The organism is Enterobacter cloacae complex sp. BZL2005, assembly GCF_049238885.1.
Classification (GTDB): Bacteria; Pseudomonadota; Gammaproteobacteria; order Enterobacterales; family Enterobacteriaceae; genus Enterobacter; species Enterobacter roggenkampii.
In genome coordinates this window covers 434,288-458,452 of the sequence record NZ_JBMKGI010000003.1, presented here as the reverse complement: position 1 = coordinate 458,452, position 24,165 = coordinate 434,288, and the positions used below count along the sequence as shown (strand labels likewise).

At 54.5% G+C, this 24,165-nt stretch carries 22 protein-coding genes; 10 read left to right on the top strand and 12 right to left on the bottom strand.

Annotated elements, in window-relative coordinates:
• The first annotated feature begins 809 nt into the window (after positions 1–809).
• Positions 810–1,520: a YnfC family lipoprotein gene (locus tag ACOTXI_RS09555; RefSeq protein WP_025911437.1), complete on the top strand. Its 711-nt coding sequence runs from the start codon at positions 810–812 to the stop codon at positions 1,518–1,520.
• A gap of 199 nt (positions 1,521–1,719) precedes the next feature.
• Here ACOTXI_RS09555 and ACOTXI_RS09550 read toward each other — a convergent pair whose 3' ends face one another.
• Together ACOTXI_RS09550 and ACOTXI_RS09545 are read right to left on the bottom strand one after the other, a co-directional pair.
• A complete protein-coding gene (locus ACOTXI_RS09550; protein WP_058653641.1) occupies positions 1,720–2,037 on the bottom strand; it encodes a YebG family protein in 318 nt (105 codons plus the stop codon).
• Positions 2,038–2,107: 70 nt separating this feature from the next.
• Positions 2,108–2,461: a helix-turn-helix domain-containing protein gene (locus ACOTXI_RS09545; protein WP_058653639.1), complete on the bottom strand. Its 354-nt coding sequence runs from the start codon at positions 2,459–2,461 to the stop codon at positions 2,108–2,110.
• A gap of 337 nt (positions 2,462–2,798) precedes the next feature.
• Here ACOTXI_RS09545 and ACOTXI_RS09540 point away from each other — a divergent pair, with 337 nt between their 5' ends.
• Both ACOTXI_RS09540 and oqxB read left to right on the top strand, forming a co-directional pair.
• Positions 2,799–3,974, top strand: a complete 1,176-nt coding sequence (locus tag ACOTXI_RS09540; protein WP_058653637.1) for an efflux RND transporter periplasmic adaptor subunit — start codon at positions 2,799–2,801, stop codon at positions 3,972–3,974.
• A 24-nt stretch (positions 3,975–3,998) separates the two neighbouring features.
• Complete coding sequence (gene oqxB / locus ACOTXI_RS09535; RefSeq protein WP_021241210.1) at positions 3,999–7,154, top strand: multidrug efflux RND transporter permease subunit OqxB; 3,156 nt, start codon at positions 3,999–4,001, stop codon at positions 7,152–7,154.
• Positions 7,155–7,219: 65 nt separating this feature from the next.
• Here oqxB and ACOTXI_RS09530 read toward each other — a convergent pair whose 3' ends face one another.
• The 3 genes from ACOTXI_RS09530 to ACOTXI_RS09520 form a co-directional block, all read right to left on the bottom strand.
• Entirely contained in the window at positions 7,220–7,699 is a 480-nt protein-coding gene (locus tag ACOTXI_RS09530) for an RrF2 family transcriptional regulator (RefSeq protein ID WP_008502426.1), read from the bottom strand.
• A gap of 137 nt (positions 7,700–7,836) precedes the next feature.
• Positions 7,837–9,225 carry a sensor histidine kinase gene (locus ACOTXI_RS09525; RefSeq protein ID WP_058653636.1) on the bottom strand — a complete coding sequence of 463 codons (1,389 nt, stop codon included), beginning with the start codon at positions 9,223–9,225 and terminating at the stop codon, positions 7,837–7,839.
• The gene (locus tag ACOTXI_RS09520) at positions 9,225–9,902 is read right to left on the bottom strand and encodes a response regulator (protein ID WP_058653634.1); all 678 of its coding nucleotides are present in this window, start codon (positions 9,900–9,902) and stop codon (positions 9,225–9,227) included. Before ACOTXI_RS09520 ends, ACOTXI_RS09525 begins: the two co-directional genes overlap by 1 nt.
• A 203-nt stretch (positions 9,903–10,105) precedes the next feature.
• Here ACOTXI_RS09520 and ACOTXI_RS09515 point away from each other — a divergent pair, with 203 nt between their 5' ends.
• Positions 10,106–10,942 (top strand): MipA/OmpV family protein, encoded by an 837-nt coding sequence (locus ACOTXI_RS09515; RefSeq protein WP_058653632.1) that lies wholly within the window; start codon positions 10,106–10,108, stop codon positions 10,940–10,942.
• A 392-nt stretch (positions 10,943–11,334) separates the two neighbouring features.
• Positions 11,335–13,056: a SulP family inorganic anion transporter gene (locus tag ACOTXI_RS09510; protein ID WP_058653631.1), complete on the top strand. Its 1,722-nt coding sequence runs from the start codon at positions 11,335–11,337 to the stop codon at positions 13,054–13,056.
• Between the two features lie 134 nt (positions 13,057–13,190).
• On the opposite strand, the gene ACOTXI_RS09505 is transcribed toward ACOTXI_RS09510, so the two are convergent.
• The 5 genes from ACOTXI_RS09505 to ACOTXI_RS09485 all read right to left on the bottom strand — a co-directional run bounded on the left by ACOTXI_RS09505 (position 13,191) and on the right by ACOTXI_RS09485 (position 17,917).
• Entirely contained in the window at positions 13,191–13,415 is a 225-nt protein-coding gene (locus tag ACOTXI_RS09505) for a hypothetical protein (protein ID WP_058653629.1), read from the bottom strand.
• A gap of 248 nt (positions 13,416–13,663) precedes the next feature.
• A complete protein-coding gene (locus ACOTXI_RS09500) occupies positions 13,664–14,233 on the bottom strand; it encodes a hypothetical protein (protein WP_058653628.1) in 570 nt (189 codons plus the stop codon).
• Between the two features lie 154 nt (positions 14,234–14,387).
• On the bottom strand, positions 14,388–15,002 hold the full coding sequence (gene dmsD, locus ACOTXI_RS09495) for a Tat proofreading chaperone DmsD (RefSeq protein WP_058653626.1): 615 nt from the start codon (positions 15,000–15,002) through the stop codon (positions 14,388–14,390).
• Between the two features lie 93 nt (positions 15,003–15,095).
• The gene (ynfE, locus tag ACOTXI_RS09490) at positions 15,096–17,516 is read right to left on the bottom strand and encodes a selenate/tellurate reductase subunit YnfE (protein ID WP_103786904.1); all 2,421 of its coding nucleotides are present in this window, start codon (positions 17,514–17,516) and stop codon (positions 15,096–15,098) included.
• Between the two features lie 131 nt (positions 17,517–17,647).
• Positions 17,648–17,917 carry a DUF1161 domain-containing protein gene (locus tag ACOTXI_RS09485; RefSeq protein WP_045910412.1) on the bottom strand — a complete coding sequence of 90 codons (270 nt, stop codon included), beginning with the start codon at positions 17,915–17,917 and terminating at the stop codon, positions 17,648–17,650.
• Between the two features lie 104 nt (positions 17,918–18,021).
• Between ACOTXI_RS09485 and ACOTXI_RS09480 the strand changes: the two genes are divergently transcribed.
• Entirely contained in the window at positions 18,022–18,732 is a 711-nt protein-coding gene (locus tag ACOTXI_RS09480; protein ID WP_072052294.1) for a YnfC family lipoprotein, read from the top strand.
• Between the two features lie 143 nt (positions 18,733–18,875).
• Here the strand turns inward: ACOTXI_RS09480 and speG are convergent, their stop codons facing one another.
• Both speG and ACOTXI_RS09470 read right to left on the bottom strand, forming a co-directional pair.
• On the bottom strand, positions 18,876–19,436 hold the full coding sequence (gene speG / locus ACOTXI_RS09475) for a spermidine N1-acetyltransferase (protein WP_048030664.1): 561 nt from the start codon (positions 19,434–19,436) through the stop codon (positions 18,876–18,878).
• Positions 19,436–19,774, bottom strand: coding sequence for a DUF1283 family protein (locus ACOTXI_RS09470; protein WP_023335541.1), 339 nt, complete (start codon positions 19,772–19,774; stop codon positions 19,436–19,438). Before ACOTXI_RS09470 ends, speG begins: the two co-directional genes overlap by 1 nt.
• A gap of 152 nt (positions 19,775–19,926) precedes the next feature.
• On the opposite strand from ACOTXI_RS09470, the gene ACOTXI_RS09465 reads away from it, so the two are divergent.
• The 4 genes from ACOTXI_RS09465 to ACOTXI_RS09450 all read left to right on the top strand — a co-directional run bounded on the left by ACOTXI_RS09465 (position 19,927) and on the right by ACOTXI_RS09450 (position 24,053).
• Positions 19,927–20,253 (top strand): YnfA family protein, encoded by a 327-nt coding sequence (locus ACOTXI_RS09465; RefSeq protein WP_058653621.1) that lies wholly within the window; start codon positions 19,927–19,929, stop codon positions 20,251–20,253.
• Positions 20,254–20,363: 110 nt separating this feature from the next.
• Positions 20,364–21,578, top strand: coding sequence for a D-mannonate dehydratase ManD (gene manD, locus ACOTXI_RS09460; RefSeq protein ID WP_023292552.1), 1,215 nt, complete (start codon positions 20,364–20,366; stop codon positions 21,576–21,578).
• 14 nt (positions 21,579–21,592) lie between these two features.
• A complete protein-coding gene (locus ACOTXI_RS09455; RefSeq protein WP_058653620.1) occupies positions 21,593–22,612 on the top strand; it encodes a Zn-dependent oxidoreductase in 1,020 nt (339 codons plus the stop codon).
• A 73-nt stretch (positions 22,613–22,685) separates the two neighbouring features.
• A complete protein-coding gene (locus ACOTXI_RS09450) occupies positions 22,686–24,053 on the top strand; it encodes an MFS transporter (RefSeq protein WP_103786905.1) in 1,368 nt (455 codons plus the stop codon).
• Positions 24,054–24,165: the final 112 nt, after the last annotated feature.

Sequence of the window (24,165 nt, the reverse complement as noted above, 5' to 3'; positions counted from 1 at the left end):
CTGATGATCTGTTCGTCGGAAAAACGCTTCTTCATGGGGATGTCCTCATGTGGCTTATGAAGACATTACTAACATCGGGGTGTACTAATCAACGGGGAGCAGGTCATAGCTACCAGGTTTTGTGGTTGGAAGGTTTAGCATAGAAGCGGATAGTTTTAAGGTTACGCCTCCTATGGGTGGTGAGCTCAACGGGGCGATTTCTAAACTGATATCGAGTCATTAAAACCTTCATCTGTCAGGTTTTGTGTCAGCAGTCACTACAGCAGGATAATAACTTCCTTGGGTAACTAAAGATTTTTTGCACAAAGTCGATAACTCCCCGGAAGACAGTCATTTGACAAAACAGTATTTATCAGGGGAAAAAGAAGTTGAGATTTCTAACATTGTTTATCCTCCTTATTGCTATTACTCTACATGCCGAAGAACATGATTATGGCCCACCTGTCTCTGTATGCCTGAACAAACATACCATTCCCTATATCAACACGATGATTCCAGCTGAAAATATTGTTAATGACGCTTATCTGACATGCCAGGGTGTCGTTGATGAATGGAATCGTGAGAGAGAATCCTTGCCCAAAGAAATGGTAATCAAGCAGAATAAGGAGTTGCGTGATATGTATATCAGGATGATTGAGATCCGTCGGAAAGCGAGTGCACACAAAAAATGAGGGACCCTTGTATCGATTGATTAGAACAAAAAGCAGACACTTAACGTTTGTCATGGAAACGCTTCGATTATTCGTAAAATATGAGAGCGCGAATTCACATCATCGTTGAATGCTATTTTATTAATAAAGGGATGACTTATGAAAGCAGGTGTTTTTTTAAATCTATTATTATTGACGTTATCATTTGATGTCGCGGCATTTACTCAATTCAAACCGGCGGTCTTAAATGCTGCTCTTTTATTCGATCATGATGCAACAACCGGGAACGTAAAACATAGCCTCCAGTGGATGCGGGATGTTACAGGTAAACTTCAGGTTATGACAGAAGTTAGATATGATCGCAGCGGATGCTTTACGAGTATCAACATGGTTGACAAGGCAAATGATCGAGAGTTTCATTTGGTCAATAAAGATGGCTTACTGACGTCACTTAAAGGCCAGCGTATTACCGGAAAAATAAATGAACGCTGCGAAATTACTGAGCTTGAGAATGAAAAAGGTAATTACTTACTCAGTTATAATATACGTGGCTTGCTGGAAAAAATAATCGACAAAGATACGGGCGAAGTTGTAGAGCGATATGAATATCACAACAGCCAATTCCCCGTTCGCATAATAAACTACAAAGATCCAAAAGATGAACGCATCGTTTACCCATCCGGGAGTGCGCAATTCCTTGACTCAGAATTAGTGTCGAAAAGAGAGGACATCACTTTCATGGTGAAGCAAAGCTGTGCTTACACCGCTGATGGTAATGCAGATAAATGCTCGCTGATAGCATCCACTAACGACGACTATCGTGACTCAAGCCTCGTATGGATTTCTAATCACAAAAATGAATATTTCTAAATTATATTAAAAGGACTGAACCCACGTCACCTTCCCGAAAGGTTGATTAACGTCCTATTTTTTTATGTCAGTGCATCATCTCCTGCTTTGAAACGATGGTATCGTTAACATCAATCAGCAGGAGAGTACTACAGACAGCCAAAAAGCCGTAAGCAGTTATCTGCTTACGGCTTCCAGAACGGTGATGATTTTCTGACAATCAGGCCGCTTTCACAGCCCTGATTTTTTTGGCGTCAGCCGCGTCGGATTCTGTTTTATCCGCTACAGCTGGAGGAGTGAGAACGGGAAGCTTGCTGGTACGCAGAATATGCTGCACTGTCTCTTTCTGCTCGGCGAGATACAGGCCAATATTTTCAGCCTGCGTTTCATCCATCTGCATTCCGCTTTGTAACAGCCAGTCGGTGAACGCGTCGGCCATATCGAGCACCTTGTCGTGAGCGTCAGCCTCTTTCTTACTGGCAAATGTCATTTTCTCTTCACCTTTTCTTACGACAACAAATTTTGTTTCAACAGCCATCGTGCACCTCGCTATACTGTATTTATATACAGTATAGCAGCAACAGATCGACGTTGCAGCAAAATATGCATTACTGGCGAAGCTGCTGCGTTTCCGGGCCACCCATACTGCGTCGCCATGCCCCAGGCGCCTGACCATACTGGCGCTTAAAGCTGCGGTTGAAGGACTGCTGGGAGTCAAAGCCCAGAGCGATCGCCACGTTCAGAATCGGTTCGTCGCTGTGGGATAACCGCTCAACCGATTTTTGCAGCTTTTGCGCGCGAATATACCCGGCGAGGGGATAGCCCGTATGCTCTTTGAACAGGCGCTGGAGGTGCCATTTCGAGTAGCCGGAACGCCTGGCGACGGTCTCAATGTCCAGGCGGCTGTCCAGGTTGTTGTCGATCCAGTCGAGTAAATCATGCATAAATACGCCAGTGTTCATCTGGTTACCCCCACGCAGCGGATGAAAAAGTATCTTTGTCTGTTGCATTTAAAGGTGGCGCGTTTTTGCAGTAATTGCAAGTTTTATTGTTGCATTTAAATCCCTGACCGAAACGGGTCTTTTCACATCCACTCAAATAGCACATAAAGTGCAACAATTATTCTTGCACTTAGTTAAGCGCCTTCCTACAATCGCCGCGAATAGTGTATTCGCAACTGTTACAGTTTTGTGGCGATGAACGACACAAATGGCCTTAAGACAGCTCCCGGACAAAGGAAGTGGCGCGGTGCCTCCTGCTGCGTCTTGCCCGGTGGCGACAATTATCGGAATAAAAATAATGAGCCTGCAAAAAACCTGGGGTAATTCTCATCTGAGCGCGCTGGGGGCCATGTTGCTCTCCGTGCTGCTCGTCGGATGCGATAACAGCGTCGCGCAAAATGCCGCGCCACCTGCGCCTGCCGTGAGTGCCGCTGACGTGGTGGTGAAATCGATTAGCCAGTGGGATAGCTTTAACGGCCGGATTGAAGCGGTGGAGAGCGTTCAGCTGCGCCCGCGCGTGTCCGGCTACATTGATAAGGTGAATTACACCGACGGCCAGGAAGTGAAGAAGGGCGAGGTGCTGTTCACCATTGATGACCGTACCTATCGCGCCGTGCTGGAACAGGCGCAGGCGAACCTGGCGCGGGCCAAAACGCAGGCCAGCCTGGCGCAAAGTGAGGCTAACCGTACCGATAAGTTGATCAATACCCATCTGGTCTCACGGGAAGAGTGGGAGCAGCGTCGCTCGGCTGCCGTTCAGGCGCAGGCCGACATTCGCGCCGCGCAGGCGGCGGTTGACGCAGCCCAGCTCAACCTGGACTTCACCAAAGTGACCGCGCCTATCGATGGTCGCGCCAGCCGGGCGCTGATCACCAGCGGGAACCTGGTGACTGCGGGCGATACCGCCAGCGTCCTCACCACGCTGGTCTCGCAGAAGACGGTATACGTCTACTTTGACGTGGACGAGTCAACCTACCTTCACTATCAAAACCTGGCCCGCAGCGGGCAGGGGGCGTCCAGCAATCACACGGCGCTGCCGGTTGAGATTGGCCTGACGGGCGAGGAGGGCTATCCCCATCAGGGCAAAGTGGATTTCCTGGATAACCAGCTCACGCCGAGCACCGGGACCATCCGCATGCGCGCGCTGCTGGATAACTCACAGCGTCAGTTCACGCCGGGACTGTTTGCCCGCGTACGCCTGCCGGGCAGCGCGGAGTTCAAAGCTACGCTTATCGACGACAAGGCGGTGCTGACCGATCAGGATCGTAAATACGTTTATATCGTGGATAAAGAGGGGAAAGCGCAGCGTCGCGACATTACGCCGGGTCGTCTGGCAGACGGTTTACGCATCGTGCGGCAGGGGCTGAACCCGGGCGACAAAGTCATCGTCGAGGGTTTACAGAAAGTGTTTATGCCGGGTATGCCGGTTAATGCCAAAACCGTAGCCATGACCGCCAGCGCCGCCCTCAACTGATCACTTGACCTGAGAATCCAACCCATGGACTTTTCCCGCTTTTTTATCGACAGGCCGATCTTTGCTGCCGTCCTGTCGATTCTGATTTTTATCACAGGGTTAATCGCCATCCCGCTGCTGCCGGTGAGCGAATACCCTGACGTCGTGCCGCCAAGCGTGCAGGTGCGCGCCGAGTACCCGGGCGCCAACCCGAAAGTGATTGCCGAGACCGTGGCGACGCCGCTGGAAGAGGCGATCAACGGCGTTGAGAACATGATGTACATGAAATCCGTCGCGGGCTCGGACGGCGTGCTGGTGACCACCGTGACCTTCCGTCCGGGGACTGACCCGGATCAGGCGCAGGTTCAGGTGCAGAACCGCGTCGCGCAGGCCGAAGCGCGTCTGCCGGAGGACGTGCGGCGTCTGGGCATTACCACCCAGAAGCAGTCGCCCACGCTGACGCTGGTGGTGCATCTGTTTTCGCCAAACGGTAAGTACGATTCGCTGTATATGCGCAACTACGCCACGCTGAAGGTGAAGGATGAGCTGGCGCGCCTGCCCGGCGTCGGCCAGATCCAGATTTTCGGCTCCGGCGAGTACGCGATGCGCGTCTGGCTGGACCCTAATAAAGTGGCGGCGCGCGGGCTGACCGCCTCGGACGTGGTCACGGCGATGCAGGAGCAAAACGTACAGGTCTCCGCCGGTCAGCTTGGCGCAGAGCCGCTGCCGAAAGAGAGCGACTTCCTGATCTCCATTAACGCCCAGGGCCGCCTGCATACCGAAGAAGAGTTTGGCAATATTGTCCTGAAAACAACGCAGGATGGTACGGTCGTCCGCCTGCGCGACGTGGCGCGGATTGAAATGGGCTCCGGGAGCTATGCCCTGCGTTCCCAGCTGAACAATAAAGACGCGGTCGGGATTGGTATCTTCCAGTCGCCGGGGGCGAACGCCATCGATCTGTCTAACGCGGTGCGCGCGAAAATGGACGAACTGTCCACGCGCTTCCCGGCAGACATGAAGTGGGCGGCACCTTACGATCCGACGGTCTTCGTGCGTGATTCGATCCGTGCGGTGGTGCAGACGCTGCTGGAAGCCGTGGTGCTGGTCGTGCTGGTGGTGATTCTGTTCCTGCAAACCTGGCGCGCGTCGATCATTCCGCTGATCGCGGTGCCGGTGTCGGTGGTGGGTACTTTCAGCATTCTCTACCTGCTGGGCTTCTCGCTGAATACCCTCAGCCTGTTCGGCTTGGTGCTCGCCATCGGTATCGTGGTGGACGACGCCATCGTGGTGGTGGAAAACGTCGAGCGAAATATCGAAGAGGGGCTTGCGCCGCTTGCGGCCGCGCACCAGGCGATGCGTGAAGTGTCCGGGCCGATTATCGCGATTGCGCTGGTGCTGTGCGCGGTGTTTGTGCCGATGGCGTTTCTGTCGGGCGTTACCGGCCAGTTCTACAAGCAGTTTGCGGTGACGATCGCGATATCGACGGTGATTTCAGCGATTAACTCGCTGACGCTCTCTCCGGCGCTGGCGGCACTGCTGTTAAAGCCCCACGGCGCGCCGAAAGATTTCCCGACCCGGCTTATCGACCGTCTGTTCGGCTGGATTTTCCGTCCGTTTAACCGCTTTTTCCTGCGCAGCTCAAACGGCTATCAGGGGCTGGTGGGCAAAACGCTGGGACGGCGCGGTGCGGTATTCGTGGTTTACCTGCTGCTGCTCTGTGCCGCAGGCGTCATGTTTAAAGCGGTGCCCGGCGGGTTTATTCCCACGCAGGACAAGCTGTACCTGATTGGCGGCGTGAAAATGCCGGAAGGCTCCTCGCTGGCCCGCACCGATGCGGTGATCCGCAAAATGAGCGAAATCGGGATGAATACCGAAGGCGTGGACTATGCGGTCGCGTTTCCGGGACTGAATGCGCTGCAGTTCACCAATACGCCGAATACCGGGACGGTCTTCTTTGGCCTGAAGCCGTTCGACCAGCGTAAACATTCCGCGGCGGAAATTAACGCGGAAATTAACGCGAAAATCGCGCAAATCCAGCAGGGCTTTGGCTTCTCCATTCTGCCGCCGCCGATTTTAGGGCTGGGTCAGGGGTCGGGCTATTCCCTGTACATTCAGGATCGCGGTGGTCTGGGCTATGGCGCGCTGCAAAACGCGGTGAACACCATGTCCGGAGCGATTATGCAGACGCCGGGGATGCATTTCCCGATCTCAACCTACCAGGCTAACGTGCCGCAGCTGGACGTCCAGGTTGACCGCGATAAGGCGAAAGCGCAGGGCGTGTCGCTGACCGATCTTTTCGGGACGCTGCAAACCTATCTGGGCTCGTCGTACGTCAATGATTTCAACCAGTTCGGGCGTACCTGGCGCGTGATGGCGCAGGCTGACGGGCAGTTCCGCGACAGCGTGGAAGATATTGCGAATCTGCGTACCCGCAACAGCCAGGGCGAAATGGTGCCGATTGGCAGTATGGTGAACATCACGACCACCTACGGGCCCGATCCGGTGATCCGTTACAACGGCTACCCGGCGGCGGACCTGATTGGCGATGCCGACCCGCGCGTGCTCTCATCTGCACAGGCGATGACGCAGCTGGACGCGATGTCTAAGCAGATCCTGCCGAACGGGATGAACATTGAATGGACGGATCTGAGCTTCCAGCAGGCCACCCAGGGCAACACGGCGCTGATCGTCTTCCCGGTCGCGGTCCTGCTGGCGTTCCTGGTGCTGGCGGCGCTGTATGAAAGCTGGACGCTGCCGCTGGCGGTGATCCTTATCGTGCCGATGACCATGCTCTCTGCGCTGTTTGGCGTCTGGCTGACCGGGGGTGATAACAACGTCTTCGTGCAGGTGGGGCTGGTGGTGCTGATGGGGCTGGCCTGTAAAAATGCCATTCTTATCGTGGAGTTTGCCCGCGAGCTGGAAATTCAGGGTAAAGGCATTATGGAAGCCGCGCTGGAGGCGTGCCGCCTGCGTTTACGCCCGATTGTGATGACCTCCATCGCCTTTATTGCCGGGACCATTCCGCTGATCCTCGGCCACGGCGCGGGTGCGGAAGTACGCGGCGTCACCGGGATCACGGTGTTCTCCGGTATGTTGGGGGTGACGCTGTTTGGTCTGTTCCTGACGCCGGTGTTCTACGTGACGCTGCGTAAGTTCGTCACGCGCGGCAAAAAAGAGGAAAGGGACGTGCTGCCCGCGTAGGGATGTTGCTGATAATAAAAAACCGCCTTCACAGTGAAGGCGGTTTTTTTCGCATCAGGAAAACGTTATGACGTTTTTTGATACTGGGCAATGAGATCGGGGAGCGGATCCCATCCGCTGCTGTCGGCGTTTTTCACCGCTTCCAGGGCGCTAGCCACGGTATGGCGCTCCAGTACCGCTAACGACGCCTGCTCGGCCTCTTCAGAAATCGATTTAAAGTACCAGCAGGCGTTAGCGCTGACCACGCAGCGGGCCGGTACGTCAGGGCGCGATGCCCACAGTTTTTTATCTTCGATGACCGAAAGGTAGATGTCGCGCAGGGTGATCTCTTCCGGCGGACGACCAAGATGAATGGAGCCGTTACGGCCAAGCGTTGAGACGATAATGCCGTCTCGCGTCAGCGGAACCATCAATTTGCGGATGAAGCTCGGGTTTGCTTCCAGACCGTAGGCCAGAATCGCGCTCGTCGAACGTTCACCCAATTGCTCCGCCATCGCTACGCTGAGAACCATCTGCAAAGCTGTCGGGAAGCGGTAATCTAACATTTCTCTGTCCTGGGTTGCGGTGAATCTTGTTCTTTTTGGCACCGCAGAGGTGAATAAGCAATAAACAACAATATAACAAATACGGTAATTATTTTGAAGCAATCTGCGGCATTTGCGATCAAACCCCCTGTTCTGCTTTAGCTAAACGTGCGGTTCGGGAAGTCAACCGTGACCAGGAGGCCACCTTCTGCAGATGAACCCAGATTTACGCTGCTGTTGTGTTGCTGCGCCACCGCTTTGACGATGGCAAGGCCCAGCCCGCTGCCGCTCTGCACCTGATTGGGATCGCGGAAAAAGCGGTCGAACACGCGCTCCCGCAGTTCAGGCGGAATACCCGGGCCCGCATCGGAGACGCGCAGCTGAACGACGCGATCGCAGGCGCTCACGTCGACCTGAATCCGCCCGCCCTCGGGGCTGTATTTCACGGCGTTCTCAATGAGATTATCAATCAGCGACACCAGGCGTTCCCTGACGCCGTGGATCCAGACGTCATCCTCGGCAAAGAATTCCAGCTCAATTTTGCGCGCAGACGCTAGCGGTTCCAGCTCGGCCATTCGTTCCTGAATAAGCGTTGTCAGCGGCACGGGTTCCATCGCCGTATCAATGCGCGATTCACTGTGCATCATCAGCAGCAGCTGATTGACGAGGCGCGCGGCGCGGCTGTTGCTGCGAATCACGCCCGCAAGCAGCTCCTTCTGGCTCTCGCTGATGACCCAGGACTGCAGCGCCTCCACGTTGATGCGCATCGCCGCGAGGGGGGTACGCAGCTCGTGCGCGGCATCCGCGATGAAAACTCGCTCCCTTTCCGCGCTTTCACGCACCCTGGCAAGGAAGTCGTTGATCGCGTCCACCATCTGTCGAAGCTCCCGGTGCTTCGGTACGGCTCTTAAAGGAGAGAGGTCGTCCGGCGTGCGTAACGTAATTTCATTGACCACCTTATTCCATGGACGCATCGCAATGCGGATTGAGAGCCACGCGGGAAACAGCAGAAACGGGAAGCAGACCAGCAGCGGCAGGATGTAGTACCCGCGAGAGTTCAGATAGATAAAGAAGTTCCAGCCGCTGGCTGGCGTGAAGAGGGTGACCTCCACGTCAGAGTGAGGGGATTTAAGGGTGCGGCTGGTCCAGGTACGATCTTCACTCTGGACGTGCTCCAGTTCTCCGAATCGGGTGTTTGTTATCCCCGCAGGTGCACCGTCGGAGGCAAAAATAACGGCATTATTCTTGCGAACGATGAGGTTAATCGACAGCACGGGATCTTCCCCTCCGCCGTAACCTTCCCGCAGGGCCTGGCTAAAGGCTTCCAGCACGGCGGTACGATCCTGCGGACGACCGTCCATACGCTCAACCAGGGTAAAAACGGTTTCGTATGTTTTACTGCCCGTGAGGATGGGAGGGCTGCGCAGGTCCTCCCACAGAATGAAGGTTAGAAAAAGACACCACAGCAGGGTCAGCAGCAGCATCTGGGCGATGATAATTCGGCGCACCAGCGTCGGGCGCCTCAGGTGATACCAGACGTTTTGCATTAACCGCTCACCTTTTGAATGGAGACGGTATCAATGACGTACCCGACGCCCCGGACCGTTCGCACATAGCCGTCGCCGATTTTCCGCCGCAAATTTCCCATATGCACGTCGAGCGCGTTGCTGAGGTTCTCTTTGTTGCCGAATATCCTTTCCTCCAGAAACCGCCGGGTCAGCACGCGGTCCGCGCGCAGCATCAACGTTTCCAGCAGCGCGTATTCACTGGCCGTTAAATCGATATGGCGCGCACTCACCGTCACGCGGCGCGTCGGGACATGAAGGGATAGCCCGCGAATTTCTATCACCTCATTCTCAAAACCGTAGCTGCGCCGCGCAAGGGCTCGCACTCGCGCCAGCAGCTCGGCGAGAATAAAGGGTTTGACGAGATAGTCGTCTGCACCGGCATCCAGGCCGCACAGGCGATCCTGCAATGTCCCTCGCGCCGTCAGGATGATGACGGGGATCCCCTTGAGCTGCTGGCGCAAACGCGTCATCAGGCTCATGCCATCGCCGTCGGGCAGCCCCAGGTCGAGCAAAATAAGTTCCGGCACGCAGACGTCAAGCTGATGCAACGCATCCTCTTTACGGCGAACCCATATGACGTCAAATCCTTGATCTGAGAGGGCGATACGTACGCCATTGCCGAGATCCAGGTCGTCTTCGATAAGTAGAATTTTCACATTGGTAACGGTATCAACCGTGAATGAAGAATAACTTAAGAAAAAAACGGTAGCAGGAAATCTGTCCGGATGACAGCACCTGCCCGCGCTTCAGTGTTTCTTCATTTTCGGCTCATAAGAACCTTAGGGTCACTCTTCTAAATGGGCGTTCCGGCGTTTAACCGCCTGCATCGTCATCATTTGAATCCATAAGGACTTCCTTAATGAGAAATATCGAACTGCGTCATACGTTCCCTCATTTACTTTCGGACCGCTGCCTGAAAAACCTCGTGCCGGGCGTCGTTCTGGCGTTACTGGCTACGCCTGTACTGGCGGAAGAACAGCGCCAGGGTAACGTCTTAACCCTGGGGGGCGGCGTGGATGTGGGGCCGCGCTACTCGGGTTCAGATAAAACCCGCGTCTCAGCGGCTCAGGTAGTGGATTATTCCATGGCAAATGGCTTCTTTATCGGCACCACGCGAGGGCTCGGTTACGGTAACAACATTGGCAACCTGGATTACAGCGCAGCGCTGAGCTATCGAACGGGCCGTAAAGATAAAGACGTGAGCAGCGATTCCATCAGCTCCGGCAGCGACGAGCTTCGGGGGATGGGTGAGATTAAAGGCTCGGCTATCGTGGTGCCCGGGCTGGGGTACAAGGTGACCGACTGGCTGAATCTGCAGCTGCAGGCTGAGGTTCCGGTGTCTGAGAGAGACAACGGAGAGGCAGTGCATTTCGGCTTGAGCAGCCCGCTCTATACCTCACCAACAAATGCGGTGACGCTGGCGCTGACCGGCAGTTGGGGATCCGATAAGTATATGCAGACGTACTATGGGGTCAGCGCCGCCCAGTCGGCCGCATCGGGCTTTGCACGACATGACGCCGGGGCCGGGATTTATGCCTGGTCGATGAACCTTGACTGGACCCACAAGCTCACCTCGCGCTGGAGCGTGCTTGCCTCAGCGGGCGTGACGCAGCTGACGGGGGATGCGGGCGATAGCCCGATTGTGCATCGAAAAACGTCGCCGACGGGGAGTTTGAAGGTGACATACAGTTTTTGAGCATGTGATAACGACGTATATAAGCCGCTCCGGTTAAGATGGCGGGGCGGTACTGCTGGGTGACGGGAAGAGTGATGGACTGTCTCAATCTCAGGGTGTGTAACAACCTGCTATCTATGCCAAAATGATTCAACATTAGCGATTAACGAGACTTACTGATAATGACCATTGTATTTATTCCATCACTTGCTTTCATCACGGTATCCGGCACGGCCAACCCCGGTTAAGCCTCAGTATCTGAACTACGTTTAACATCAGTCAGAATAATAAAAAAGTTAACGTTTTATTAGATTCGCAACAGTGTCGGCCTCCGTCCGGAGCATTTGAAAACCAGAACCTCACTAAGAAATGTGCCAACATGACGCGAGTAATATCTCTGTCCGGAGAATAACGTGTTCGGAAAACTGTTGTTAAACTACATGCCCGGTTTACAAAATTTGTTGGCCTACGATAAAAGCTGGCTAAAACATGATGTTAAAGCGGGGTTATCCGTTGCGGCCGTAGCGCTACCTGTTGCGATTGCTTACGCTGAGCTGGCGGGGGTGGGGGCAATTGTAGGGCTCTATTCCTGCGTTTTACCGATGATAGCTTACGCACTGTTTGGCTCTTCACGCCAGCTTATTGTGGGCCCAGATGCCACAACCTGCGCGGTGATTGCGGCCGTCGTATTTCCGCTTTCTGCAGGAAACCCCGAACTGCACTGGCAGCTGACGATCATCATGACATTGATGATGGGCGGGTGGTGTTTGCTTGCCAGTAAATTTCGGCTGGGCGCGCTCGCCGATCTGCTTTCTCATCCCATTCTTACCGGTTTACTTAATGGCGTAGCCGTGACGATTATTGTCGGGCAATTAGGCAAGGTGTTGGGGATTAAGCTTGATGAAGCGCAGGTTATTGAAAAAATAATCGCCTTGCCAGGTCGACTTTCAGATAGCCATTTATTAACCGTAGGAATATCCCTTTTTACGTTAATTATTTTAATGGTGATCAAAACGTATCGCAGCCAGTGGCCAGCACCTTTAATCGCCATTGTAATAACAACGGCACTGGTATGGGTGACCTCTGCACAACAGTATGGGATTGCCACGATTGGGGGAGAAGGCTTCCAGCCTGGTTTACCCATCGTTCACTGGGGGGCGTTCCAGCCGGGGCCGATGCGTGATTTGGTGATCCCGGCGCTGAACCTGGCGTTGGTCAGTTTTGTCAGTCTGATGCTGACCGCCCGCAGTTTCGCCGCAAAAAATGGCTACGAAATTAATGCTGATGCAGAGTTCCGGGCTCTGGGTATTGCGAACATTATGTCGGGGTTATCTCAGGGGTTTGCTATCAGTGGCGCCGATTCCCGGACCGCGGTGAATGATTCGGTTGGGGGAAAAAGCCAACTGGTTTCCGTGGTCGCCGCCTTGATCATCGGTATCGTCGTGGTGTTTTTCACTCAGCCATTACAATACATCCCGGTATCTGCGTTAGGGATTGTTCTAATGTACGCATCGTGGTCATTGATTGATTTACGTGGGCTATGGAACCTGAGGCGCAGAAATAAACAGGCCTTTCGCCTGGCCTTCTTCACGTTTGGCTGTGTTTTAATTATCGGCGTTATCCAGGGGATCGGCCTTGCGGTGTTGCTTGGCCTGTTGCAGTTCCTTCGTACGGTGTTTCGTCCCTCTGAGCACCTGCTGGGCACTGATGAAGAGGGAATGATTCACTCGTTAGGGAATACAACCGATATTAAAATGGTCCCGGGCGTGCTGATGTATCGATTTAACTCACCGTTGACCTATTTTAATGTGGCTTATTTTAAACGTCGGGTATTGAACCTGGTTGATGGGGCAGCCATACAACCTAAATGGGTGGTCATTGATGCCGTTGCCTGCTTCACGTATTCAGACATCAGCGTCCTGGCAACCATTAATGAGTTAAAGCGTGACCTGAAAGGCCGACAGATTAAATTAATCCTTGCGGGCAGGAAAACGGAGTTAACACGTTGGTTTAAAGACAGTCGGCCAACAATGAATGATGATGACATGATTCTGGCGCCAGACCTCTACCTGGCACTTCGGTTCATTCAAAGCAAAGAGAGTGCGAGTGAGGGGGAATCAGTCGGTGATACATAACCAAATAGTGGTGAAAGGCTTGTAACGCATGCTACTGGCAGGCAGGGAACACTCACAATTTCTACCACCGAGGCTCAGCTACTGTTGGCCTGGACAGTGAGATGTTCCTTGCCTGCCTTACTTTCTTCTGCCATCTATCTCAGTAAAACCTGAATCAGCTGAACAAAGATATACACTGCCGCCGCCACTCGTATTGCCTGCCAGCCCCATCTGAGATAGCGCCATTCATAGCGTTCTCTGGCATTAGCCTCTGCTATAGCGGAGTCATAACGCTTTTTTTTCTTTCTCCTGACTCCGTCTATTACCCACAGGATGAGAATAAAGATAATGATGGTTTTCTGAAATATGGGATTATCCACTAAAAATGACTCCGGCTTGCTCGCTGAAAAAGCAGAATAGAGGAACAGTCGTCACGTATCCACCACTAAATGTGGGGGTATGAATGAAATTTACCCTGATTCGATTTTGAGATGACCCTGCCCGTAGCCGGTTTCTCCGCTGTGAATGCGCAATCTCTGGTGCGACGTATCAGGCTGACGGCTATAAGCAAGGAGCGGGCCTTGAGCGCCATTCATTTTCACCGGAACGAAAATAGATAGGGTCGTGCCTACAAATAAATAAACTCATAATTCACAATGTAACTTCCAATATTATTCACACGGGCCGTTACCCACACCCCAGTCATTCCCTGCTTACGGTGGCTGTGCAGATATTCTTTGTTTGTACAAAGCTGAATCCATCTGTTGGTGTTCTGATCTTTTAACCAGAGACCCGCTTCACAATGGCCATGCTTACCTCTCGAAGGCCCCGGAAAGACGACTTCATATTCAGATTCATAGCCAATTATTTTGTCCGGGAAGAGATAGACATAAATATCATAACCATTTACGCTCAATACAAACCCAAGGCAAAAACCGCAAAAGAAAGTATTGGCAAAGTATTTTAAAGTTTGGTTAAAGGCGTGCACAAAAAAAGCACGTATAACCAAAAGCGCGCCAATCACGACTCCAACAGAAATATACGTGGTCAATTCAGGAATCGATTTTTGCAAAATGGTATAATTGGAGATGCTTGTTGTCCATGACATATACCAGATCCATGCACCTAAAATGGTAAATGTTATGGCTGTTGTAAGTAGTCTTTTAAACTTATTTTCGGAAGGGTGTTTTCCAGTCATTTTTTTATTTTGTATGTATCAACAGATAGCATCATTTTTTTAGGAAAGGCCATTATATATCATCAATCTTAACATGACTCATGTTTCGATATGAATTTTTAAACGCTATCTTCTGAGTGCTGCTTGCCCGCTACCCGCGAGCAAGCCACACCCCTTAGCGATACAGCGTCTTTTCCGCAACCGGAATAAGGAGCCCGGATCGCCATTCCGCGAGCGTCAGCTGCGCAAGGTTACCCAGCGCGGTATAAAACGGATGTCCGGCGTTGTCGACAAACACGGACAGGAAGCGGGTGCTCCACGGCAGCAGGTGCCACGCCAGAAGTTGAGCGCACTCCGCCTCGCGGCCGTTCTCGGCCAGCCATGCCGCCAGCAGCAGCAAAGTCCCGAAGTGATCTTCCGGTTCATTCTGCTGCATTTCAAATGCGATAGCGTTCTCCCGCATCCACTGGCGCAGCGCGAGGGTCGAGTCGCCAAACAGCACGGATTCGCGGTCCAGCCAGACGGAACCCCACGGTGGCGCGGGCAGGGCGTAAGGGCCAATAAACAGCCGTTGCCAGGCGTCCCTCAGCGGCTCATCGGCAGACGCGGCAAAGGTGTCAGCTACAGGCTGCAGCGTTTCCGGGGGCAGGGGCCAGTCCTGAACCCAATCCCCTGCGGTGAGGGCCTGCACCAGCGGCGCGGCCTGCTCACTGTCTGGCGAGAAATAAAACAGCGCGCCCAGCACCCGGGCGCTGAACGCGAACGATTCACGATGTGAGACATCTTTCATTACATCTTCCTTGTTCGCGCGGAGAGTGTCCGCGCGACTGTGTTAACCGATAATACAAATCATAGAATAAACCACGGCCACGCCATTCACTTGCTACACCTTCTCGATCTGCACCAGATTGGTGTGTTGCGGGTTGCCTTTTGCCAGTGGTGAAGGGCGGTGCGTGGTCAGGGTGTTGATGCGATCGCCACTCATATTGGCGTCGTGCCAGGCACCCTGGCCCATAGCGCTCACGCCGGGCATGATGCGCGGCGTCACTTTTGCTTCAATTCGCACCTCGCCGCGTTCGTTAAAGACGCGCACCGTATCGCCGTTCTTAATGCCGCGTTTTTCGGCATCGACAGGATTAAGCCAGACCTCCTGGCGACAGGCGGCTTTCAGCACGTCAACGTTACCGTAGCTCGAGTGGGTACGGGCCTTAAAGTGGAAACCAAACAGCTGCAGCGGGAACTGCGCGCGCTCGGGCGCATCCCAGCCGTCGAAGGTTGATGCGTAGACGGGCAGCGGACTGATGGTCTCATCTTTTTCCAGCTCCCAGGTGGCCGCAATCTCCGCCAGCTTGCTGGAGTATATTTCAATCTTACCCGATGGCGTTTTCAGCGGGTTGGCTTCCGGGTTTTCGCGGAATTTTTTATAGGCCACAAAATGGCCGTTCGGATCTTTACGCTTGTAAATACCCATTTTTTTCAGCTCGTCATAGGACGGCAGTTGAGGGTCTTTTTCGAGCATTTTGGCATACAGATACTGCAGCCACTGTTCCTGCGTCCGTCCTTCGGTGAATTTCTGATGGATATCCGGCCCGAGGCGTTTCGCCACTTCGCTCATGATCCAGTAGATGGGCTTGCGTTCAAATTTCGGCGCGGTCACGGGTTGAAGGAATATCAGGTAGCCCATGTTACCCGCATAATCGTTAGGAATGATGTCTTCCTGTTCGACGGTCATCAGGTCTGGCAACACGATATCGGCATACTTCGCTGACGACGTCATGAAGTTATCGATGACCACAATCATCTCGCACTTGCTTTCATCCTGCAGGATATCGTGGGTTTTATTGATATCGGAGTGCTGGTTGATGAGGGTATTGCCCGCGTAGTTCCAGATGAACTTAATCGGCACGTCCAGCTTATCCTTGCCGCGCACGCCGTCGCGCAGGGCGGTCATCTCCGGACCGCGGGTGATAGCGTCCGTCCAGCTGAAGCAGGAAATTTGCGTTTTGATCGGGTTATCCGGCAGCGGCATACGTTCGATGGTGATGGTGTAGGTGGACTCACGCGCGCCGCTGTTCCCGCCGTTGATCCCCACGTTTCCGGTGAGGATCGGCAGCATCGCGATGGCGCGGGACGTCAGCTCGCCGTTTGCCTGGCGCTGTGGTCCCCAGCCCTGACAGATGTAGGCCGGCTTCGCGGAGCCGATTTCGCGGGCAAGCTTAACGATGCGATCCGCCGGAATGCCGGTGATGCGTGAGGCCCACTCCGGCGTTTTCGCCGTGTGGTCATCACCCTGGCCGAGAATATACGCTTTGTAGTGACCGTTAGCGGGCGCGCCTTCCGGCAGCGTTTTTTCGTCATAGCCGACGCAGTATTTGTCGAGGAACGGCTGGTCGACCAGGTTTTCGTCGATTAATACCCAGGCAATACCCGCTACCAGCGCGGCATCGGTACCCGGACGGATTGGGATCCACTCATCTTCACGTCCGGCTGCCGTGTCGGTGTAGCGCGGATCGATAACAATCATGCGCGCGTTGGACCGCTCGCGAGCCTTTTCCAGATAGTACGTAATCCCGCCGCCGCTCATGCGCGTTTCTGCCGGGTTATTGCCGAACATGATTACCAGTTTGGTGTTTTCGATGTCCGAGGTGCTGTTGCCGTCGTTGCTGCCGTAGGTGTAGGGCATCGCGCAGGCAATTTGCGCCGTGCTGTAAGTGCCGTAGTGGCTCAGGAAACCGCCGTAGCAGTTCATCAGACGCGCCACCAGCGAAGCGTAAGGGGAGGAGCGGGTGATATTGCCCCCGACAATTCCGGAGGAGTAGTTGATATACACCGCTTCGTTGCCGTAGTCGGCCACCACGTCTTTCAGGCTGGCGGCGATCGTGTCGAGCGCTTCATCCCAGGTGATGCGTTCGAACTTACCTTCGCCGCGTTTGCCCACGCGCTTCATCGGGTAGTTCAGACGGTCAGGGTGATTGATTCGGCGGCGAATTGAACGTCCGCGCAGGCAGGCGCGCACCTGGTGATCGCCATACACATCCTCACCAGTGTTGTCCGTTTCGACCCAGTACACTTCGTTGTCACGCACGTGCAGACGCAGCGCACAGCGGCTGCCGCAGTTGACCGAGCAGGCGCCCCACACCACGGTATCTTCAGGCGGCTGGACGGCGTGCTTCACCGCCGCGGCGGCGTTTTTTAAACCAAAAGGCAGCGAGATCCCACCAGCGGCAAGCGCCAGAGAACCTATCGCCGTAGATTTCACGAGAGTTCGACGGCTAATTCCGCCGTGATGTTCAATATCGGACATGGCTCACCCCATCATTATAATTGCGTATTATTTTTCCCGAAATGATATCCGGGCTAATGATGGGGTGAGTGTTACTTATTTGGGGGTATTAAATCTTAATCCTCATCAAATCAAAGGGGATTGAGGGGTAATTACTGAGCTTCAGCTGCCGCACCACTGCCTGTGCGGGTGTATAAAATTTTGAAGGTGTCGTTGGCGCAGTGGCCCACCACCTGCGTGCCCGCCTGGTCGGCCTGGTCGTTCGGCACAATGCTCAGCGTAAACCCTGATTCAGGCACGCCGTTGTTGATAATCTTCTGCTGAATGTCGCTTTTCACGCGCTCGCAGGAATCCGGTGCCGCCAGCGCGGCTGTTGAGGCACTCATTAACACTAGGGCGGTAATCCAGGGTAACCGTTTCATCTGTAGCTCCTTTTCTCTGTGTAGAGATTAATTTTAGCAGGCTTCGTGTAAACAACTGTATTTGCTAATATGATTGAGAATAATCTCCCTGTACGGAAATGAATGTGAAGAAATATGCAGCGATAACGCTCCTGGCAGCAACACTGATGGGGTGCGACAACAGCTCCGCGCCGCTGTCGTTTACGCCCGAGATGGCGAGTTTTTCAAACGAGTTTGATTTTGATCCGCTGCGCGGACCGGTCAAAGACTTTACCCAGACGCTGTTCAACGAGAAGGGCGAAGTGTCAAAACGGGTCACTGGCACCGTCTCGACGGAAGGGTGTTTCGATACGCTTGAGTTGCACGACCTGGAGGCCAACACCGGCGTGGCGCTGGTGCTGGATGCCAATTACTATCTCGACGCAGAAACCCAGCAGCGCAAAGTGAAGCTGCAGGGGAAATGCCAGCTGGCCGAACTGCCGTCAGCCGGGGTGACGTGGGATACCGACGACAACGGTTTTGTGGTGGCGGCTCACGGCAAAGAGATGGAAGTGAAGTATCGCTACGACGCGGATGGCTACCCGCTGGGCAAAACCACCGTCTCCGGGGATCAGCATCTGTCCGTCCAGTCGACGCCGTCTAAAGATCTTCGCAAAAGAATGGATTACTCGGCAGTGAGCATGTTGAATGATAAGCCGCTGGGCAACGTGAAGCAGAGCTGCGATTACGACCGCCACAATAACCCGGTGAGCTGCGATCTGACGATCACGGACGACAGCGTCAAACCTGCCGTTGAGCGCAAGTACACCATCAAGAACACGATTGAATATTACTGAGAGTAACGTGCATTTTGTACGTTTCGCCCGGCGGCGCTACGCTTGCACGGGCCTACAATGAAGCACCCTGTAGGCCGGGTAAGCACAGCGCCACCCGGCAAGAAAGACAGCGCAATGGTTCATGACAAGGTTTGTCATCAATCTCACTGCGCGGTAGGTTTCAGCAGGCTGGCGCCTGACGGTTTGTGTCCGGCCAGGTGCTGATGCTGGAAAATGCACATGCGGATGGTGTTGCGGTATTCACCGTTAATAAAGAACTCGTGAATCAGCTCGCCTTCCACCATGAAGCCCAGCTTGCGGTAGATATGGATCGCTTTCTCGTTCTCTTTGTCCACAATCAGGTAAAGCTTGTAGAGATTCAGAACGTTGAATCCGTAATCCATTGCCAGCTTAGCCGCCCGTGACGCAAGGCCTTTTCCCTGATGCTCAGGGGAGATGATGATCTGAAACTCCGCCCGGCGGTGAACGTGGTTGATCTCAACCAGCTCAACAAGACCCGCTTTTTCACCTTCACACTCCACCACAAACCGACGTTCACTCTGATCGTGAATGTGCTTATCGTAGAGATCGGACAGCTCGACAAATGCCTCGTAAGGCTCTTCGAACCAGTAGCGCATCACACTGGCATTGTTGTCGAGCTGGTGGACAAAGCGCAGGTCCTCACGCTCCAGCGGACGGAGTTTAACGTCGCAGGACACCGACATTATGGGGCTACCGTGCGGCCAGTACGGCGATCCAGGCAGCGCAGGGTGTTTGGCTCCCAGTAGGCATTGACGTTTGCACTTTGCTGACACTTATCGCGCGCGTCAAAAGCGACATCTTCTTTGTCCCACTCTTTTTCAGCACGTTTGTTGACCTTCTGACGAAGGTTACGGGTGTCATTCCATTGTTCTTTGTCCATGGCGGCGTTCTGACGGCTTTGCGCGCTGTCACCAGACTCAATAATGAGCTTGCTGGTTTCCGCTGTCGCAGAGGCGGCAAAGGCGAACGATGACAGCGCCAGCAGGGCTGTCAGACAAAGGCGTTTGCTTAATGTGGTCATAGCGTTTCCTTTTAAATGGGTGCAGATAATCAAGTTACCCCGTACAGATTCTACACTAAAGCGAAATGACGGCATACCCGCGGAGCAAGTATGGAAAAGTAAAGGGCATCATCAGGTATGATGGTTAAATAAACCCTCACCTGACGTGAAAAATGCTTAAAACAACGCTGCTTTTTTTTGCCACCGCGCTATGTGAAATCATCGGTTGCTTCCTCCCCTGGCTCTGGCTGAAGAAGGGAGGATCCGCACTGTTGCTCATTCCTGCAAGCGTCGCGCTGGCCCTGTTTGTCTGGCTGTTAACGCTGCATCCGGCGGCCAGTGGGCGCGTTTACGCGGCCTACGGTGGCGTCTATGTCTGCACGGCGCTGCTGTGGTTACGCGTAGTGGACGGCGTCAAACTCAGCGCATACGACTGGGCCGGGGCGCTGATTGCCCTGTGCGGTATGCTGATTATTGTGGCGGGATGGGGGCGCGCGTGAGCCCCGGGTTTTGTGATCGTTAGCTTATTTTACGATCATTATACTTGTATGGTAGTAGGGTTGGCGGGTAAATTTCCAGCATCACAACGAACGATGTAAGGAAAGGAATTATGAAGATTGTCGCGGCTGACGTGTTTGTTACCTGCCCGGGGCGGAACTTTGTCACCCTTAAAATCACCACCGATGAGGGGATTGTCGGTCTCGGTGACGCTACGCTAAACGGACGCGAGCTCTCCGTGGCCTCTTACCTGAAGGATCACCTTTGCCCCCAGCTGATTGGCCGCGATGCGCACCGCATCGAAGACATCTGGCAGTTCTTTTATAAAGGCGCCTACTGGCGTCGCGGCCCGGTTACCATGTCGGCCATCTCCGCCGTGGATATGGCGCTGTGGGATATCAAAGCCAAAGCGGCCAACATGCCGCTCTACCAGCTGTTGGGCGGCGCCTCCCGGGAAGGGGTGATGGTCTACTGCCATACTACCGGCCACACCATTGACGACGTGCTGGAAGATTACGCCCGTCATAAAGAGATGGGCTTCAAGGCGATCCGCGTGCAGTGCGGCGTGCCGGGCATGAAAACCACCTACGGTATGGCCAAAGGGAAGGGGCTGGCCTATGAGCCTGCGACCAAAGGCGACTGGCCGGAAGAGCAGCTCTGGTCCACCGAAAAATACCTCGATTTCACGCCGAAGCTGTTCGACGCGGTGCGCAGTAAATTCGGCTTCAATGAGCACCTCCTGCACGACATGCACCACCGCCTGACGCCAATTGAAGCGGCGCGCTTCGGCAAGAGCATCGAAGCATTCCGCATGTTCTGGATGGAGGATCCAACGCCTGCGGAAAACCAGGCCTGCTTCCGCCTGATCCGCCAGCACACCGTCACCCCCATTGCGGTAGGCGAAGTGTTTAACAGCATCTGGGACTGCAAGCAGCTTATCGAAGAGCAGCTTATCGACTATATCCGCACCACCATTACCCACGCGGGCGGCATTACCGGGATGCGTCGCATCGCCGATTTTGCCTCGCTCTATCAGGTGCGTACCGGTTCACACGGTCCGTCGGATCTATCGCCCGTTTGCCATGCCGCCGCGCTGCATTTCGACCTGTGGGTACCGAACTTTGGTGTGCAGGAATACATGGGCTACTCCGAACAGATGCTGGAGGTTTTCCCGCACAGCTGGCGCTTTGATAACGGCTATATGCATCCGGGCGACAAGCCGGGGCTGGGCATCGAGTTTGATGAAAAACTGGCGGCGAAATACCCCTACGATCCGGCCTATCTGCCGGTGGCCCGTCTTGAAGACGGCACGCTGTGGAACTGGTAAGCGAGGAGCGAACGATGAAAAGCGTAGTGATTCAGCAGCCAAACCAACTGGTGATTGAAGAGCGGCCACGCCCGGAACCAGGCGCAGGCGAAGTCCGCGTGAAAATCACGCTGGCGGGTATCTGCGGGTCGGACAGCCACATCTATCGCGGCCATAATCCTTTTGCGAAATACCCACGCACGATCGGCCACGAGTTCTTTGGCGTGATTGACGCCACAGGCGAAGGGGTTGACGCTGCCCGCCTGGGCCAGCGCGTCGCGGTTGACCCGGTGATCAGCTGCGGACACTGCTACCCGTGCTCCGTGGGAAAACCGAACGTCTGCACCTCGCTGGTCGTGCTGGGGGTGCACCGTGACGGCGGCTTCAGTGAATATGCGGCAGTGCCCGTTCAAAATGCCTGGGCCATTCCGGATGACATTCCCGATCGACACGCCGTCATGGTTGAGCCCTTTACCATCGCCGCCAACGTAACGGGACAGGCGAAACCGACGGAACAGGACGTCGCGCTGATTTACGGCGCTGGCCCGATGGGGCTGGTCACCGTGCAGGCGCTGAAAAGCGTCTATCAGGTGAAGCAGGTTATCGTGGTTGACCGCATAGACGAGCGCCTGGCGATGGCCCGGCGCAGCGGCGCGGATTGGGTCTTTAATAACGGCGAGCAGTCGCTGCAGGCCGCGCTGGAGGAAAAAGGCATCAAACCGACGTTAATCATTGATGCCGCCTGCCATCCATCTATTTTGCAGGAAGCGATAACCCTGGCCTCGCCAGCGGCGCGCATCGTGCTGATGGGCTTTTCCAGCGAGCAGAGCCAGATTGTTCAGCAGGGCATTACCGGCAAAGAGCTGGCGATCTTCTCCTCGCGCCTGAATGCCAACAAATTCCCGCTCGTCATCGACTGGCTGAAGAGGGGGCTGATCGACCCGGAAAAACTGATCACCCATACTTTTGACTATCACCACGTAACAGACGCCATCGAACTGTTTGAGAAAGATCAGCGGCAGTGCTGCAAAGTCTTACTCACGTTCGGCCAATAATCATTTACGCGATTAAGAGCCTGCGCAGACAGGCTCTATGTGGTTCGCATCTTACCTTTCAGAGATAGCCATCATGACACAAGTACAACCGCAACGATCCACCGCCGATCTGGTGAAAGCCGCCGTTTCCGGCTGGCTTGGCACCGCTCTGGAGTTCATGGACTTTCAGCTTTATTCGCTGGGGGCCGCTCTGGTCTTCCATGAGATCTTCTTTCCCGAACAGTCTGCCGCGATGGCGCTGATCCTGGCGATGGGGACCTACGGCGCAGGCTATATTGCGCGCATTGTTGGGGCCTTTATCTTCGGCAGAATGGGCGACAGCATTGGCCGTAAGAAGGTGCTGTTTATCACCATCACCATGATGGGGATCTGCACCACGCTGATTGGCGTCCTGCCGACCTACGCGCAGATCGGGATTTTTGCCCCGGTTCTGCTGGTGACGCTGCGCATCATTCAGGGCCTGGGCGCCGGGGCTGAGATCTCCGGGGCCGGAACCATGCTGGCGGAGTACGCGCCGAAAGGAAAACGCGGCATCATCTCCTCGCTGGTGGCGATGGGCACGAACTGCGGGACGCTGAGCGCAACGGCGATCTGGGCCATCATGTTCTTTGCCCTCGATCGTGAACAGCTGCTCGCCTGGGGCTGGCGCGTGCCTTTCCTCGCCAGCGTCGTGGTGATGATCTTCGCCATCTGGCTGCGTATGAACCTCAAGGAGAGCCCGGTCTTTGAGAAAGTGAACGATGTGCAAGCTGCGCAGCCGGACACCTCACTGGGTTCCATGGTGAAAAGCAAATCCTTCTGGCTGGCTACCGGCCTGCGTTTCGGCCAGGCGGGCAACTCGGGGCTGATCCAGACCTTCCTTGCGGGCTATCTGGTCCAGACGCTGCTGTTCGATAAAGCCATCCCTACCGATGCGCTGATGATAAGCTCCATTCTCGGGTTTATCTCCATCCCGCTGCTGGGCTGGCTTTCCGATAAAGTGGGGCGCCGTCTGCCGTACATTATTCTCAATATCTCCGCCATTCTGCTCGCCTACCCGATGCTGTCGATCATCGTCGATAAGAGCTATGCGCCGGGGACGATCATGCTCTCTATCATCGTTATCCATAACTTCGCCGTTCTGGGGCTCTTCGCGCTGGAAAATATCACCATGGCGGAGATGTTTGGCTCGCGAAATCGCTTTACACGTATGGCCATCTCCAAAGAGGCGGGCGGTCTGGTGGCGGTGGGTTTTGGTCCGGTGCTGGCAGGGATTTTCTGCAATATGACCGGTTCCTGGTGGCCGATTGTTGCCATGCTGGTGGCCTATTCCGTGATTGGACTGGTCTCGGCGATCCTGATGCCGGAAGTGCGCGATCGTGATTTGAGCGCGGCGCATGACGCAGCTGAGTCTGCGCCAAAAGAGACGGTCGGTTACGGCGCTGTCTCCTCGCGACGCTAGTGGTTTATAGCTTGCGTGACTTATCACACAACTTTGTTTTTATGTCACACCACATGACCAAAAGTTAATATAAATCAAAATCTCAAACGGCAGTATCAGTATGGTTGATGGC

Coding starts and splice junctions, on each gene's coding strand:
- ACOTXI_RS09555 (WP_025911437.1), top strand. CDS start 810: ATGAAAGCAGGTGTTTTTTTAAATCTATTATTATTGACGTTATCATTT.
- ACOTXI_RS09550 (WP_058653641.1), bottom strand. CDS start 2,037: ATGGCTGTTGAAACAAAATTTGTTGTCGTAAGAAAAGGTGAAGAGAAA.
- ACOTXI_RS09545 (WP_058653639.1), bottom strand. CDS start 2,461: ATGAACACTGGCGTATTTATGCATGATTTACTCGACTGGATCGACAAC.
- ACOTXI_RS09540 (WP_058653637.1), top strand. CDS start 2,799: ATGAGCCTGCAAAAAACCTGGGGTAATTCTCATCTGAGCGCGCTGGGG.
- oqxB (WP_021241210.1), top strand. CDS start 3,999: ATGGACTTTTCCCGCTTTTTTATCGACAGGCCGATCTTTGCTGCCGTC.
- ACOTXI_RS09530 (WP_008502426.1), bottom strand. CDS start 7,699: ATGTTAGATTACCGCTTCCCGACAGCTTTGCAGATGGTTCTCAGCGTA.
- ACOTXI_RS09525 (WP_058653636.1), bottom strand. CDS start 9,225: ATGCAAAACGTCTGGTATCACCTGAGGCGCCCGACGCTGGTGCGCCGA.
- ACOTXI_RS09515 (WP_058653632.1), top strand. CDS start 10,106: ATGAGAAATATCGAACTGCGTCATACGTTCCCTCATTTACTTTCGGAC.
- ACOTXI_RS09500 (WP_058653628.1), bottom strand. CDS start 14,233: ATGACTGGAAAACACCCTTCCGAAAATAAGTTTAAAAGACTACTTACA.
- dmsD (WP_058653626.1), bottom strand. CDS start 15,002: ATGAAAGATGTCTCACATCGTGAATCGTTCGCGTTCAGCGCCCGGGTG.
- ynfE (WP_103786904.1), bottom strand. CDS start 17,516: ATGTCCGATATTGAACATCACGGCGGAATTAGCCGTCGAACTCTCGTG.
- ACOTXI_RS09485 (WP_045910412.1), bottom strand. CDS start 17,917: ATGAAACGGTTACCCTGGATTACCGCCCTAGTGTTAATGAGTGCCTCA.
- speG (WP_048030664.1), bottom strand. CDS start 19,436: ATGTCGGTGTCCTGCGACGTTAAACTCCGTCCGCTGGAGCGTGAGGAC.
- ACOTXI_RS09470 (WP_023335541.1), bottom strand. CDS start 19,774: ATGACCACATTAAGCAAACGCCTTTGTCTGACAGCCCTGCTGGCGCTG.
- ACOTXI_RS09465 (WP_058653621.1), top strand. CDS start 19,927: ATGCTTAAAACAACGCTGCTTTTTTTTGCCACCGCGCTATGTGAAATC.
- manD (WP_023292552.1), top strand. CDS start 20,364: ATGAAGATTGTCGCGGCTGACGTGTTTGTTACCTGCCCGGGGCGGAAC.
- ACOTXI_RS09455 (WP_058653620.1), top strand. CDS start 21,593: ATGAAAAGCGTAGTGATTCAGCAGCCAAACCAACTGGTGATTGAAGAG.
- ACOTXI_RS09450 (WP_103786905.1), top strand. CDS start 22,686: ATGACACAAGTACAACCGCAACGATCCACCGCCGATCTGGTGAAAGCC.